This window comes from Jeotgalibaca sp. MA1X17-3 (assembly GCF_021513155.1).
Classification (GTDB): domain Bacteria; phylum Bacillota; class Bacilli; order Lactobacillales; family Aerococcaceae; genus Jeotgalibaca.
This window is the reverse complement of record NZ_CP090983.1, coordinates 2227037-2240246: the sequence shown is the minus strand read 5'-3', so window position 1 is coordinate 2240246 and position 13210 is coordinate 2227037. Positions and strand designations below refer to the sequence as shown.

The 13210-nt window shown below is 36.3% G+C and carries 11 protein-coding genes and 2 pseudogenes; all 13 read left to right on the top strand.

The features are described 5' to 3' along the window. Positions 1-24: 24 nt before the first annotated feature. The 13 genes and pseudogenes from LZ578_RS11140 to uvrA all read left to right on the top strand — a co-directional run bounded on the left by LZ578_RS11140 (position 25) and on the right by uvrA (position 13142). A complete protein-coding gene (locus LZ578_RS11140) occupies positions 25-990 on the top strand; it encodes a PstS family phosphate ABC transporter substrate-binding protein (RefSeq protein ID WP_235145243.1) in 966 nt (321 codons plus the stop codon). A gap of 114 nt (positions 991-1104) precedes the next feature. Beyond that, on the top strand, positions 1105-2028 hold the full coding sequence (gene pstC, locus LZ578_RS11135) for a phosphate ABC transporter permease subunit PstC (protein WP_235145242.1): 924 nt from the start codon (positions 1105-1107) through the stop codon (positions 2026-2028). Next, positions 2028-2912, top strand: coding sequence for a phosphate ABC transporter permease PstA (pstA, locus tag LZ578_RS11130; protein WP_235145241.1), 885 nt, complete (start codon positions 2028-2030; stop codon positions 2910-2912). Before pstC (LZ578_RS11135) ends, pstA (LZ578_RS11130) begins: the two co-directional genes overlap by 1 nt. A 20-nt stretch (positions 2913-2932) precedes the next feature. Next, positions 2933-3694, top strand: a complete 762-nt coding sequence (gene pstB / locus LZ578_RS11125; protein ID WP_235145240.1) for a phosphate ABC transporter ATP-binding protein PstB — start codon at positions 2933-2935, stop codon at positions 3692-3694. 33 nt (positions 3695-3727) lie between these two features. Then, a pseudogene (phoU, locus tag LZ578_RS11120) lies at positions 3728-4412 on the top strand (phosphate signaling complex protein PhoU). Between the two features lie 247 nt (positions 4413-4659). Beyond that, on the top strand, positions 4660-5520 hold the full coding sequence (locus tag LZ578_RS11115) for a phosphate ABC transporter substrate-binding protein PstS family protein (protein WP_311198579.1): 861 nt from the start codon (positions 4660-4662) through the stop codon (positions 5518-5520). Positions 5521-5604: 84 nt separating this feature from the next. Continuing rightward, on the top strand, positions 5605-6504 hold the full coding sequence (gene pstC / locus LZ578_RS11110; protein ID WP_235146458.1) for a phosphate ABC transporter permease subunit PstC: 900 nt from the start codon (positions 5605-5607) through the stop codon (positions 6502-6504). A 2-nt stretch (positions 6505-6506) separates the two neighbouring features. Further along, a pseudogene (gene pstA / locus LZ578_RS11105) lies at positions 6507-7390 on the top strand (phosphate ABC transporter permease PstA). Between the two features lie 81 nt (positions 7391-7471). After that, positions 7472-8239: a phosphate ABC transporter ATP-binding protein PstB gene (pstB, locus tag LZ578_RS11100; RefSeq protein WP_396326766.1), complete on the top strand. Its 768-nt coding sequence runs from the start codon at positions 7472-7474 to the stop codon at positions 8237-8239. Between the two features lie 15 nt (positions 8240-8254). Next, positions 8255-9013: a phosphate ABC transporter ATP-binding protein PstB gene (gene pstB / locus LZ578_RS11095; protein WP_235145238.1), complete on the top strand. Its 759-nt coding sequence runs from the start codon at positions 8255-8257 to the stop codon at positions 9011-9013. A gap of 36 nt (positions 9014-9049) precedes the next feature. Beyond that, on the top strand, positions 9050-9724 hold the full coding sequence (gene phoU, locus LZ578_RS11090) for a phosphate signaling complex protein PhoU (protein WP_235145237.1): 675 nt from the start codon (positions 9050-9052) through the stop codon (positions 9722-9724). Positions 9725-9780: 56 nt separating this feature from the next. Next, positions 9781-10179, top strand: a complete 399-nt coding sequence (locus LZ578_RS11085; protein ID WP_311198578.1) for a metalloregulator ArsR/SmtB family transcription factor — start codon at positions 9781-9783, stop codon at positions 10177-10179. A gap of 107 nt (positions 10180-10286) precedes the next feature. Then, the gene (gene uvrA, locus LZ578_RS11080) at positions 10287-13142 is read left to right on the top strand and encodes an excinuclease ABC subunit UvrA (RefSeq protein ID WP_235145236.1); all 2856 of its coding nucleotides are present in this window, start codon (positions 10287-10289) and stop codon (positions 13140-13142) included. Positions 13143-13210 lie beyond the last annotated feature (68 nt).

Sequence of the window (13210 nt, the reverse complement as noted above, 5' to 3'; positions counted from 1 at the left end):
TCTTATTAAAAAGGATGGGAAATAATGAATAGAGAAAAACTTTCGAAAGTAATGTTCGCTTTATCAGTAGGTGCCACACTAGCTGCATGTTCAACAGGAGAAGCTCAATCAACAAATGAATCATCAGGATCAAGAATGAACTCAGTAGAAAATCAAGAAGTGCTGGTGGATGGTTCTTCTACGGTTTTCCCTATTATGGAGGCAGTAGCAGAAGAGTTTACGATTGCCAATCCTGACCTTCGTGTAACGATAGGTGTATCAGGAACAGGTGGCGGATTCGAAAAGTTTATTTCGGGTGAAACAGATATAAATAATGCATCTAGACCTATAAAAGAGGAAGAAGAACAATTACTAACCCAAGCTGGAATTGAATATACAGAATTTAAAATCGCTTTAGATGGACTTTCAGTTGTAGTGAATGCAGAAAACGATTGGGTAGATCAAATGAGTATTGAAGAGTTAGCCCTAATTTGGGGAGAAGGAACAGGTGTTGAAACGTGGGCTGATGTCCGTGATGGATGGCCTGAAACGCCTATTGAACTGTTTAGCCCTGGGACAGATTCTGGTACATATGACTATTTTGATGAAGTTATATTGGATGGTGAGCAAATCAATAAGAAAGCTGCTTTATCTGAAGATGATAATGTTTTAGTTCAAGGAGTAGCAGGCTCTAAGTCAGCCATGGGGTACTTTGGATATGCCTATTATTTAGAAAATAAAGATAAAGTTAATATTGTTCCTATTATAAATGGAAATGGAGAAGCGGTTAAACCAAATGATGAAACGGTCCAGGATGGAAGTTATGAGCCACTGTCTCGTCCTTTGTTTCTTTATATAAATAACAAGTCCATTTCAGAAAATGACACTGTTTATCAATTTATGACCTATGCAATAGAACAAGCCGCAGATATGTCTACAGAAGTCGGTTATGTGGGACTTCCTTCAGAAGAGTATGAAGCTACTTTAGAAGAATTAGAAAATCTTAGATAGTAAATGGGTAAAATAAAACAGTGAATGTTCCTGAAAGAAGGGAGGGGATAAAGCCTCACTTCTTTCTTTTGTTTACTGAAAAGGAGATTTACTAGGTAGGAGGCAAAATTGTCAATGTTAAAAAATAATAAAAGAGAAAAGAAAAACTTTTCCATGGTTTTTCACCATTTTTTAGAAAAAATAATGCCAACTCTCTTTCGAATGACTGCTCTTGTTTCCGTTCTTGCTACATTTGGTATTCTATTTACCTTATTGACCGAGACTTTTCATTTTTTTGAACAAGTTTCATTTATTGAGTTTTTAACTGGTAGAGATTGGTATCCTTTTTTTGCTGATGATCCTAGTTACGGAATTTGGCCTCTACTCAGTGGTACTTTTTTAATTACCGTCATTGCCATGTCTGTTTCTGTTCCAATTGGACTAGCTTCGGCTATTTATTTAAGTGAATATGCACCTGAACGAGTGCGGAAAATAATAAAACCTAGTTTAGAAGTTCTAGCAGGGGTTCCTACTATTGTTTATGGATTATTTGCACTTACATTTGTAACACCTGTTCTAAAAAGCTTCCTACCATCTTTACCAATTTTTAATGCATTAAGTCCAGGAATTGTGGTTGGTATTATGATCATCCCACAAATTACTTCTCTTTCTGAAGAAGCGATGGGGGCAGTTCCTCAAGAAATTCGAGATGGAGCGCTAGCTTTGGGAGCAACTAGATTAGAGGTTACATTGAAAGTAGTTTTCCCAGCAGCATTATCTGGGATCATTTCTTCGATATTATTAGGGGTTTCTCGAGCAATTGGAGAAACAATGATTGTTTCTACCGCGGCAGGATCTACTCCTATATTAGGGTTTAATCCAGCTCAATCCATTCAAACGATGACTTCTTATATGGTTCAAGTTAGTATGGGCGACGCTACATATGGTTCGATTACTTATTATAGTATCTATGCTGTAGGGATTACTCTTTTTCTATTCACTCTTTTGATGAATGTACTTGCTAAATGGGTGTCTAATCGATTTAAGGAGGAGTATTGATGAATCGGTCTAATGAAAGTCGAGCAAGAATTTCAAGAAGGATTTTATGGAATAAAATTGTTGAAAAAATATTTTTCTTAGCAACTTTATTCGGAATTATTGTTTTAGCAATTTTACTTCTTCGAATATTTTTTCAAGGAAAAGATTATCTTCGTCTGGATTTTTTATTGAATTATGCCTCTAGAAAGCCAGAGTTAGCTGGACTAAAAGCTGCTATTGCAGGGACAATTTGGATGATGGCAATGATTATTCCTGTTTCATTGTCTGTTGGGGTGGGAACAGCAATCTATTTAGAAGAGTATGCTCCTAAAAATAAATGGACAACATTTATCGAAATGAACATTTCTAATCTTGCTGGTGTTCCTTCTATCGTTTTTGGATTACTAGGATTAACTGTTTTTGTACGTATCTTAGGCATGGGACGGAGTGTTCTAGCAGGAGGACTGACGATGAGTCTTTTGATTTTACCTGTGATTGTTGTAGCTTCTCAGGAAGCGATTCGGTCTATCCCGGCTGAGCAATATGAGGCTTCGTATGCATTAGGAGCTACGAAGTGGCAGACCATTCAAACGGTTGTTCTTCCTGCTGCGATACCTGGGATTTTAACAGGAGCTATTTTAGCTTTATCTCGTTCTGTAGGAGAAACGGCACCTTTGCTAATGATGGGTGCAATGACATTCATAGCCTACTTACCTGAGAATGTTTTTTCTAGTTTTACTGTTATTCCTATTCAGATTTTTAATTGGGCAGGAAGACCTCAGGAAGACTTTCAATCGGTTGCAGCAGCAGGGAGTATTGTTTTACTAGTTTTCTTGTTAATTATGAATTCTGCAGCAATTTTTATTCGAAATAAATTTTCAAAACGATACAAAGGTAATAAGTAGAGAGGATGAAGGGATAAAATATGAGTAAAAAAATTATTTATCGCATACAAGATTTTAATTTATGGTATGGAGAAACATATGCTTTGAAGAATATTGATTTAGATATCCCTGCTCATGAAGTGACCGCCATTATCGGCCCTTCTGGTTGTGGAAAGTCTACTTTTGTCAAAACGTTGAACCGAATGGTTGAGTTTATTCCATCTGTAAAAATGACAGGAAGTATCACCTATCAATCTCAAAATATATTTGCACCGACCTATCAAGTAGAAGCACTACGAACAGATGTAGGAATGGTATTCCAAAAACCGAATCCTTTTCCAAAATCTATTTATGATAATATCGCATACGGACCTCGTATTCACGGAATGAAAGACTCTTCTGTTCTTGATGAAATAGTAGAAAAAAGTTTGAAAAGAGCAGCACTTTGGGAAGAAGTCAAAGATCGTTTAAAAGAAAATGCTTGGGGATTATCTGGTGGTCAACAACAAAGATTATGTATTGCTCGTAGTCTTGCCGTAGAACCAAAAGTTCTTTTGATGGATGAGCCAACTTCCGCATTGGATCCGATTTCTACATTAAAAATAGAAGAATTGATTCAAACATTAAAAAAAGAATATAGTATAATCATTGTTACTCATAACATGCAGCAAGCAGCCCGAATTTCTGATCAAACCGCATTTTTTTTAAATGGAGAAATAATAGAATATGATCGTACAGAAAAAATATTCTCGAATCCAACAGATAAAAGAACAGATGATTATATTTCAGGAAGGTTTGGTTAGTTTTCATATAGTAAAAAGATGGGAGAGAATAAAATGAGGAAATTTTTTGAAGAAGAACTAATGGATCTTCACGTTCTCTTTTTCCGAAATGGGGAAAATGGTGAATGAAGCCATTTATAAATCAGTGAAAGCTTTTATCAATCATGATAAAGAGATGGCGAAAGAGGTAGTCAATTTTGATCCCCAGATAAATCAATTAGAAATTCGTATTGAGAAAAAAAGTTTTGAATTGATTGCCTTACATCAACCCGTTACAGGTAATTTACGAAAAATTGTGACCATCATGAAAGCTTGCGCAGATATAGAACGAATGGGTGATCATGCAGTAAGTATTTCTAAATCAACGATTCGTGTAAAAGGGAATAAACGAGTTGCTGAAATAGAAGCAATGATTGCTGAACAATCAGAAAAAGTAAAAGTAATGGTAGACCAAGTACTGATTGCCTACATCCAAAATGATGTAGAATCTGCGTGGGAAATATCTCAAAGTAATCGTGAAATCCAAATTCTTTCCAATCAAATTTATAAGCAATCGATAAAAGAAATGAAAAAAGATTCAGAATTAGTTTTAGGAGTCACAGATTATATTTTTGTCGCCGGCTATTTATCTCGAATTGGTGATTATGTTACCAATATATGCGAATGGATTTCCTACCTCGAGACAGGGAAATTTGTTGAATGGAATACACATAATACAATAGATGAGCTTTTCTTGTAAGTAGTCTTATAAAAAAGGTAGAAACTTATTTTGTTTCTACCTTTTTTTATATGGAGTAATCTCAGTTTTTCAATGCACCTTCCAATACATCGAGAAGGGTGTCTGATATAATAATAGATAGATACTATATAATTGAAGAAATAGCTAAACATTTACCTAAAATTTACAAAAGAGATACCGTACATTTACATTGGTTCGTTAGTATTAAAAAGAAGAGTTTTTCTAAGAAATGAGTAGGAGGGGTATCATGAAATTAAAACGTATTTTAACTGGATTGTCTTTCTTTGGAATTTTGATATTATCAGGTTGTGGAGAAGTGGTGGATGAGGAGTCTATTACGGCAGTAGGATCATCTGCTTTACAACCGTTAGTAGAAGCGGCTGGTGAACAGTTTGGGTCAGAAAACCTAGGGAAATTTATCAATGTTCAAGGTGGCGGATCCGGAACTGGTTTAAGTCAAATTGATGCAGGAGCAGTCGATATCGGGAACTCTGATATCTTTGCGGAAGAAAGAGACGGTATTGATGCCTCCAAATTGGTTGATCATCGCGTTGCTGTAGTAGGAATTGCACCCATTGTCACTCCGGGAGTCGGTGTGGATGATATCAGTATGAAAGAATTAAAAGGCATTTTTATGGGAGACTATACGAATTGGTCTGAATTAGGTGGAAACGATCTTCCGATTGTAGTGTTAAATCGAGCAAAAGGGAGTGGAACACGGGCAACCTTTGATGAATGGGTTCTAAATGGAGAAGAAAGTATTGTTACACAAGAACAAGAATCCAATGGGACGGTTCGCCAAATTGTTGCGAATACTCCAGGAACTATTAGTTATGTTGCCTTTTCGTATGTAACCGATGAAGTAGAGCCGCTTTCCATTAGCGGAGTAGCACCAACTGCAGAAAATGTAGCAACTAATAATTGGATTATTTGGTCCTATGAACATATGTATACAAATGGAGAACCAACCGGTCTAACAAAAGAGTTTATGGATTATATGTATACACCGGGTGTTCAAGAAAATTTGATTGAATTGCTAGGATATATTTCAATTGATCGGATGCAAGTGGAACGAGAGTTAAGTGGAGAAATCAAGCAGGTTGAATAAATCATTCTAAATTAATAAAGCTCAAACATCGCGTTTTTAATGAAAAAAGGAGGTATAGTTGTGACTCAGAATCAAGGGAATTTAATGAAACATTCCAAGAAAAACCGCCTAGAGACATTCGGGCGGACGATTAGTCTCATCACTACTGCATTTATTGTATTAATTGTTCTGGCAATTCTATATTTTGTAATCAGTAAAGGTATTTCAACCTTTACGCAAGATGGTGTTACACTCGGTGAGTTTTTTACTAAAAAAATCTGGAATCCAGGAACGATAGACGAAATGGGTACCCAGTTAGTGGGAGCCTTGCCGATGATTGCTGGATCTTTTCTAGTTACGTTTGTTTCCGCAATCTTTGCAACACCTTTTGCACTAGCAGCGGCTATTTATATGACAGAAATTTCACCTAAAACAGGTAAAAAAATTCTGCAGCCAGTAGTGGAATTGTTAGTAGGAATACCTTCTGTTGTATATGGCTTTATTGGATTGACAGTCGTAGTTCCTTTTGTTCGTAGTATTTTTGGAGGAACTGGATTTGGAATCCTTTCAGCCACATTAGTTCTGTTTGTGATGATCCTGCCTACTGTTACGAGTATGTCAGTAGATGCACTACAATCTGTCCCTCGCTATTATCGAGAAGCATCTCTTGCAATGGGGGCCACTCGTTGGCAAACTATTTACAAAGTGGTTCTGCGAGCAGGAATGCCTGGAATATTGACCGCAGTCGTATTTGGAATGGCACGAGCATTTGGAGAAGCGTTAGCTGTACAAATGGTAATCGGAAATGCTACGTTGATGCCCACCAGTTTAGTTACCCCTGCCTCTACACTAACGAGTATTTTAACCATGAGTATGGGAAACACTGTAATGGGTACACTTGAAAATAATGTATTATGGACTCTAGCAACTATTTTATTATTAATGGCTTTATTCTTTAATATTTTGACAAGATGGATTGGAAAGAAAGGAGCCGTTAAAAAATGAATATACATCCTAAAAAAATGGACAAGATTATGGTTGGACTTATCTATGTTTTCTCCTTCTTTATCATCTTAATTTTGGGTGGATTACTGTTCTTTATTTTGTGGAGAGGACTTCCTCAATTTTCATGGGAATTCTTAACTCAACCGGCTCGTACTTTCCAAGAAGGTGGAGGAGTAGGAATTCAGCTCTTTAATAGTTTCTATTTACTGTTATTGACCATGTTAATTAGCGCTCCATTAGCTTTAGGCGCTTCTATCTACTTGTCCGAGTATGCTCCAGAAAATTGGTTTACTGATTTTATTCGGACGGCTATCGAAGTATTAAGTTCGCTACCCTCTATTGTAGTAGGACTATTTGGATTTCTAATCTTTGTTATTCAATTTGGACTAGGATTTTCAATCCTTTCTGGTGCCATGACCTTAACGATTTTCAATTTACCACTATTAACTCGTACGATAGAAGACTCTTTACGTGCCATATCTCCTCATCAAAGAGAGGCTGGATTAGCGTTGGGACTTTCCAGATGGGAAACGGTGACTCGAATCATTTTACCAGCGGCTTTACCTGGCATTCTGACGGGGATGATTTTAGCAGCTGGACGAATTTTTGGAGAAGCGGCTGCTTTAATTTATACAGCTGGACAAAGTGCACCGGCACTTGATTTTACCAATTGAATCCGCAATCCATTACTAGTCCGTTAAATATATTTAGACCTGCTGAAACGTTAGCAGTCCATATTTGGAAAATAAATAGCGAAGGCTTAAAACCGGATGGAGATGCAATCTCAGCTGGAGCCTCAGCAGTGTTAATTTTGGCCGTTCTACTCTTTAACCTTCTAGCACGTTATCTAGGTAGAAAGCTACAGAAAAAAGCAACTTCAGCATAAGAATAGAACAGGAATGGAGGACATCGGCATATGATTAATGAAAGACATGATAAAGAACAACAAGAAACGCATTTAATCACGATGAAGCCTGAAACGGAGATCGCTTTAGAAACAAAAGATTTACATGTTTTCTATCGAGACTTTGAAGCGATTAAAGGAATTTCAATGGAATTTGAAAAAAATAAGATTACCTCTTTAATTGGACCTAGTGGCTGTGGAAAGTCTACTTATTTACGTTCCTTAAACCGAATGAATGACATCATTCCTGGTGCAAAAGTTACTGGAGAAATTATTTATCAGGGAATAGATGTCAACAAGCCAGGAATTGATGTATTTGAGATGCGTAAAAATATTGGGATGGTTTTCCAAAGACCAAATCCTTTTAGTAAATCCATTTATGAAAATATCGCTTTTGCTTTAAAAAGACATGGAATGAAAAACAAAGATGAATTAGATGAAAGAGTAGAAACTAGTTTGAAACAAGCAGCTTTATGGGATCAAGTAAAAGATAATCTTAATAAGAGTGCGGTTGCTCTATCAGGAGGTCAGCAACAAAGGCTTTGTATTGCTCGAGCAATTGCTTTACGTCCGGATATCCTTTTGATGGATGAACCAGCGAGTGCTTTGGATCCTATCTCTACTGCACAAGTAGAAGAAACCATGCTTCAATTAAAAGAAGACTACACGATTGTCATCGTGACCCATAATATGCAACAAGCATCACGAGTAAGTGATTATACTTCCTTCTTTTACTTAGGAAATGTAATTGAGTATGATGAAACACGAAAAATATTTACACGACCAAAAATTCAAATGACTGAAGATTACGTGTCCGGACACTTTGGATAGGTGGGAGAGATGAAAATGGGAAAGCCAATTATTGAAACAACAGATGTCCATTTATATTATGGAGACTTTGAAGCGTTAAAAGGAATTACTATGGGGATTAATGAGAAAGAAATTACGGCTCTAATTGGTCCGAGTGGTTGTGGGAAATCCACGTTTCTAAGAACTTTGAATCGAATGAATGATTTAATTCCTGATGTAACCATTACAGGTAATGTTAGTTATGAAGGAAAAGATATTTATAGTGAAAATATGGATACGGTTGAGTTACGCAAGAAAATTGGAATGGTTTTTCAGCAACCGAATCCATTCCCTTTTTCCATTCGTGAAAATATTGCCTATGGTTTGAATATTTCTGGTATGAAAGATAAACAGAAAGTAGATGAAATAGTAGAAAAAAGTCTTCGTAAAGCTTCTGTCTGGGATGAGGTCAAAGATAAGTTGGACCAAAATGCTCTTTCTCTTTCTGGAGGTCAGCAGCAACGGATTTGTATTGCTCGGGTACTTGCGATTGAACCAGAAATTATATTGTTAGATGAACCAACGAGTGCTCTTGATCCTGTATCCAGTGCTCAGATTGAACAGATGCTTCTGGAGTTGAAGAAAGACTACACCCAAATTATTGTGACGCACAATATGCAACAAGCATCGCGTATTTCTGATCAAACAGCATTCTTTTTAAGTGGAGATTTAATTGAATATGGTAAAACAAATCGAATCTTTACAAATCCCAAAGATCAACAAACCGAGAATTATATTTCTGGACGCTTCGGTTAAGTTCTAAAAATGAACCCAAAATAGGAGATGAATGAAATGAGACGTATTTTTGAGAAAGAATTACACGAATTACATACCCAATTTATGAGAATGGGTGTTTTAGTAAATGAATCTTTTCATAATGCTATTGACGCTTTTATTAATCATGATAAAGAATTATCACGAAAAGTTATTGAAGATGATATCGAAATCAATCAATGTGAAGCTCAATTGGAACAAGCATGCTTTGAACTCATTGCTCTTCAACAACCCGTAACAACTGATTTACGTAAGATTGTAACGGTTATGAAGGCTAGTTCGGACCTGGAACGAATTGGAGACCACGCAGTTAGTATGGCAAAAGCGACTATTTCTGTGAAAGGGAATAAGCATAACATCGATATTGAAACAAAAATTGCTCTTGCTTCAGATGAAGTAAGTACGATGCTGCAAGAAGTTTTAGATGCTTATGTAGTTTTTGATGCAGATGCAGCCTATAAAATTGCAAAAAAAGATGAAAAAATAGACAAGCTCACGAAGGAAATTTACGAAGCAACGGTGGAAGAAATGAAACGAGATCCAGATATTGTTCTAGGTGGTAGCCATTATATGCGAATTGCCTTATATATTGAAAGAATCGGGGATTATATTACTAATATTTGTGAATGGATTATTTACTTGAATTCAGGAAAAATTATTGAATTAAATACACATAACTACGTAGAAGAATAGGATGAAGAAACAGGATGAGAATATTCTTTCATCCTGTTTTTGATTGAAAATATTTTATGAACAGACCAATTGAAAATCAAACCGCTTACCCTGAATCTATTATTTTTGGTAAAATAGATAAGAATGGAATAGAAGAGGTGACTTGTGTGCAAAAAAAGATAAAAGAAGATATAGTAGAACGAACCACTCAAATATTTAAATTGCTAGGAGATCCAACACGATTTCGGATGTTGTACCTTTTAGAAGAAGAATGGAATGTAAATGCAATTGCACTGGAACTGAATATGGAACAATCTGCCGTTTCTCATCAATTAAAAAAGTTGAAACAAGCAAAGCTTGTAAAGAGTCGCCGGGTCGGTAAAAATATGTTATATAGCCAAGATGATAGTCATGTTTTTGAAATCTTGGAAATGGCCGTTACTCATGCCACACACACTACTCATCCAGAAAAATAAAAATCATTATGATAATCAGAACATCACATTCGAACAGATGTTCTTTTTCCTGTTTTAATGGTATGATAAAAAAAGAAATGGAAATCACAATAAAAAGGAAGTATGTTATGGCAAAAAATCAAATTGTCGTGCATGGCGCACGTTCCCATAATTTAAAAGATATAGATGTTACCATTCCGCGTGATAAAATGGTTGTAGTAACCGGGCTATCTGGATCTGGAAAAAGTTCATTAGCTTTTGACACTTTATATGCGGAAGGAAAAAGACGGTATGTAGAAAGTCTTTCTGCCTATGCCCGTCAATTTTTGGGACAAATGGATAAACCTGATGTAGATAGTATTGATGGATTAAGTCCTGCTATTGCGATTGATCAAAAATCAACTAATAATAACCCTCGTTCTACGGTAGGAACCGTTACAGAAATTAATGACTTTCTTCGTCTTCTTTATGCACGTATCGGACACCCGATCTGTCCCAATGATGGTACTGAAATTAGCAGTCAATCAGCGGAACAAATTGTCAATCAAATTTTAGAATTACCAGAACGTACCCGAATTCAAATACTAGCTCCCATTGTAAAAAGTAAAAAAGGCCAACATAAAAAAGTTTTTGAGAAAATTAAAAAGCAAGGCTATGTTCGTGTGCGAGTAGATGGTGAAATTTATGATATTTCAGAAGTACCTGAATTAGAAAAAAATAAAAACCATCAAATTGAGATTGTTATTGACCGAATTGTAATTAAGGAAGGAATTCGTTCTCGTTTATTTGATTCAATCGAAGCTGCTCTTCGTTTAGCAGAAGGATATGCATTAGTTGATATCATTGATGGAGAAGAAATGTCCTTTAGTGAACACTATGCTTGTCCCATCTGTGGATTTACAGTAGGTGAAGTGGAACCACGTTTATTTTCTTTTAATGCTCCATACGGGGCTTGTGCAGACTGTGATGGGTTAGGTGTAAAATTAGAAGTCGATCAAGATTTGATTATTCCAGACAAAACACTAACCTTAAAAGAAAATGCTTTGCTACCTTGGAAACCCATTAGTTCTAATTATTATCCAGAACTCTTAAAACAATTTTGTGAACAAAATCAAATTCCTATGAATGTTCCGTATCAGGAACTTTCCAAAGAACATCGTGACCAGCTTCTTTATGGTTCAAATGGTTCTACATTCCATTTTCTTTATAAAAATGAATTTGGGGGAACCCGCGATGTGAATATTGCTTTTGAAGGGGTCGTTCAAAATGTTTCTCGACGCTATCAAGAGTCATCAAGTGAATACACAAGAAAAGCGATGCGTCAGTATATGACCGAATTAACCTGTCAAACTTGTCACGGTGCCCGTTTGAATCAACAAGCACTCAGTGTAAAAGTAGAGAATACAGATATAGCGAAATTAACAGATTATTCGATTGAAAATGCGATTGAGTTTTTTAAACACGTTCATTTATCTGAATCCGAATATATCATAGCGAATCCAATTCTTAGAGAAATTAATTCTCGATTAAGCTTTTTAAACAATGTAGGTTTAAATTACTTAACATTGAGTCGTTCGGCAGGGACTCTATCAGGTGGAGAAGCGCAACGAATTCGTTTAGCAACTCAAATAGGTTCCAATCTTTCAGGAGTTCTTTATATCTTAGATGAGCCGTCAATAGGCCTTCATCAACGAGATAATAATTTACTAATTGATTCCATGAAAAAAATGCGAGATTTAGGAAATACGCTAATAGTAGTAGAACATGATGAAGACACGATGTTTCAAGCAGATTATCTAATCGATATCGGTCCTGGAGCAGGTAGTGCTGGTGGTGAGGTAGTAGCCGCGGGTACACCAAAACAAGTAATGAAGAAAAAGAAATCCATTACCGGACAATACTTGTCAGGTAAAAAATTTATTTCTGTTCCAGAACATCGTCGTACAGAAGATCGAGGAGCTGTTTTGGTAGAAGGAGCTACAGAAAATAATTTAAAAAATATTGATGTAGCCTTTCCAATCGGAAAATTCATTGCTGTGACTGGAGTTTCAGGATCTGGAAAGAGTTCTTTAGTGAACCGTATTCTAAAATTAGCATTGTCACGGGAATTAACTCGTGCAAAAGAAAAGCCTGGTGCATTTAAGAAAATATCAGGATATGAAAAAGATTTTGAAAAAGTAATTGATATCAACCAAAGCCCAATCGGACGGACACCTCGAAGTAACCCGGCAACCTATACGACCGTATTTGATAATATTCGAGACTTATTCGCAAATACAAACGAAGCCAAAATACGTGGATATAGTAAAGGGCGGTTTAGTTTTAATGTAAAAGGTGGACGTTGTGAAGCTTGTAAAGGTGATGGGATTTTAAAAATAGAAATGCACTTCTTACCAGACGTTTATGTACCATGTGAGATTTGTCATGGGACAAGGTACAACTCAGAAACTTTGGAAGTTCGCTATAAAGGAAAAAATATTGCAGATGTATTAGCTATGACGATTGAGGAAGCTCTAGCATTCTTTGATGCGATACCTAAAATTCGTCGCAAACTACAAACGATAGCGGATGTTGGTTTGGGTTATGTTACCTTAGGCCAATCGGCTACGACTTTATCTGGTGGGGAAGCGCAACGGATGAAGCTTGCTAGTGAACTACAGCGAGTATCAACGGGACAAACTTTCTATATTTTAGATGAGCCAACCACTGGTTTACATACGCACGATATTGCTAAACTTTTGGAAGTTCTAGAAAGATTAGTGGACGCTGGAAACACGGTACTGGTCGTTGAACATAATATGGATGTTATCAAGACGGCGGATCATATTATCGATATGGGACCAGAAGGCGGAGACGGTGGAGGAACAGTCATTGCTCAAGGTACACCAGAAGAAATTGCTGAAGTTGAAGAAAGCTATACTGGACAATTTTTAAAGAAAATTTTAGAACGAGATAAAGAGAGAACAAAATCAAAAACAAAATAGTAGAATCAAAAGTAAGAGTTGGGAACAATCCGTTCACAACTCTTACTTTTTGTATAAAAAACAAGGGA

What these genes read in the sequence shown, in the direction of transcription:
- LZ578_RS11140 (WP_235145243.1), top strand. Translation starts at nt 25, where the DNA reads ATGAATAGAGAAAAACTTTCGAAAGTAATGTTCGCTTTATCAGTAGGT.
- pstC (WP_235145242.1), top strand. Translation starts at nt 1,105, where the DNA reads ATGTTAAAAAATAATAAAAGAGAAAAGAAAAACTTTTCCATGGTTTTT.
- pstA (WP_235145241.1), top strand. Translation starts at nt 2,028, where the DNA reads ATGAATCGGTCTAATGAAAGTCGAGCAAGAATTTCAAGAAGGATTTTA.
- pstB (WP_235145240.1), top strand. Translation starts at nt 2,933, where the DNA reads ATGAGTAAAAAAATTATTTATCGCATACAAGATTTTAATTTATGGTAT.
- LZ578_RS11115 (WP_311198579.1), top strand. Translation starts at nt 4,660, where the DNA reads ATGAAATTAAAACGTATTTTAACTGGATTGTCTTTCTTTGGAATTTTG.
- pstC (WP_235146458.1), top strand. Translation starts at nt 5,605, where the DNA reads ATGAAACATTCCAAGAAAAACCGCCTAGAGACATTCGGGCGGACGATT.
- pstB (WP_396326766.1), top strand. Translation starts at nt 7,472, where the DNA reads ATGAAGCCTGAAACGGAGATCGCTTTAGAAACAAAAGATTTACATGTT.
- pstB (WP_235145238.1), top strand. Translation starts at nt 8,255, where the DNA reads ATGGGAAAGCCAATTATTGAAACAACAGATGTCCATTTATATTATGGA.
- phoU (WP_235145237.1), top strand. Translation starts at nt 9,050, where the DNA reads ATGAGACGTATTTTTGAGAAAGAATTACACGAATTACATACCCAATTT.
- LZ578_RS11085 (WP_311198578.1), top strand. Translation starts at nt 9,781, where the DNA reads ATGAACAGACCAATTGAAAATCAAACCGCTTACCCTGAATCTATTATT.
- uvrA (WP_235145236.1), top strand. Translation starts at nt 10,287, where the DNA reads ATGGCAAAAAATCAAATTGTCGTGCATGGCGCACGTTCCCATAATTTA.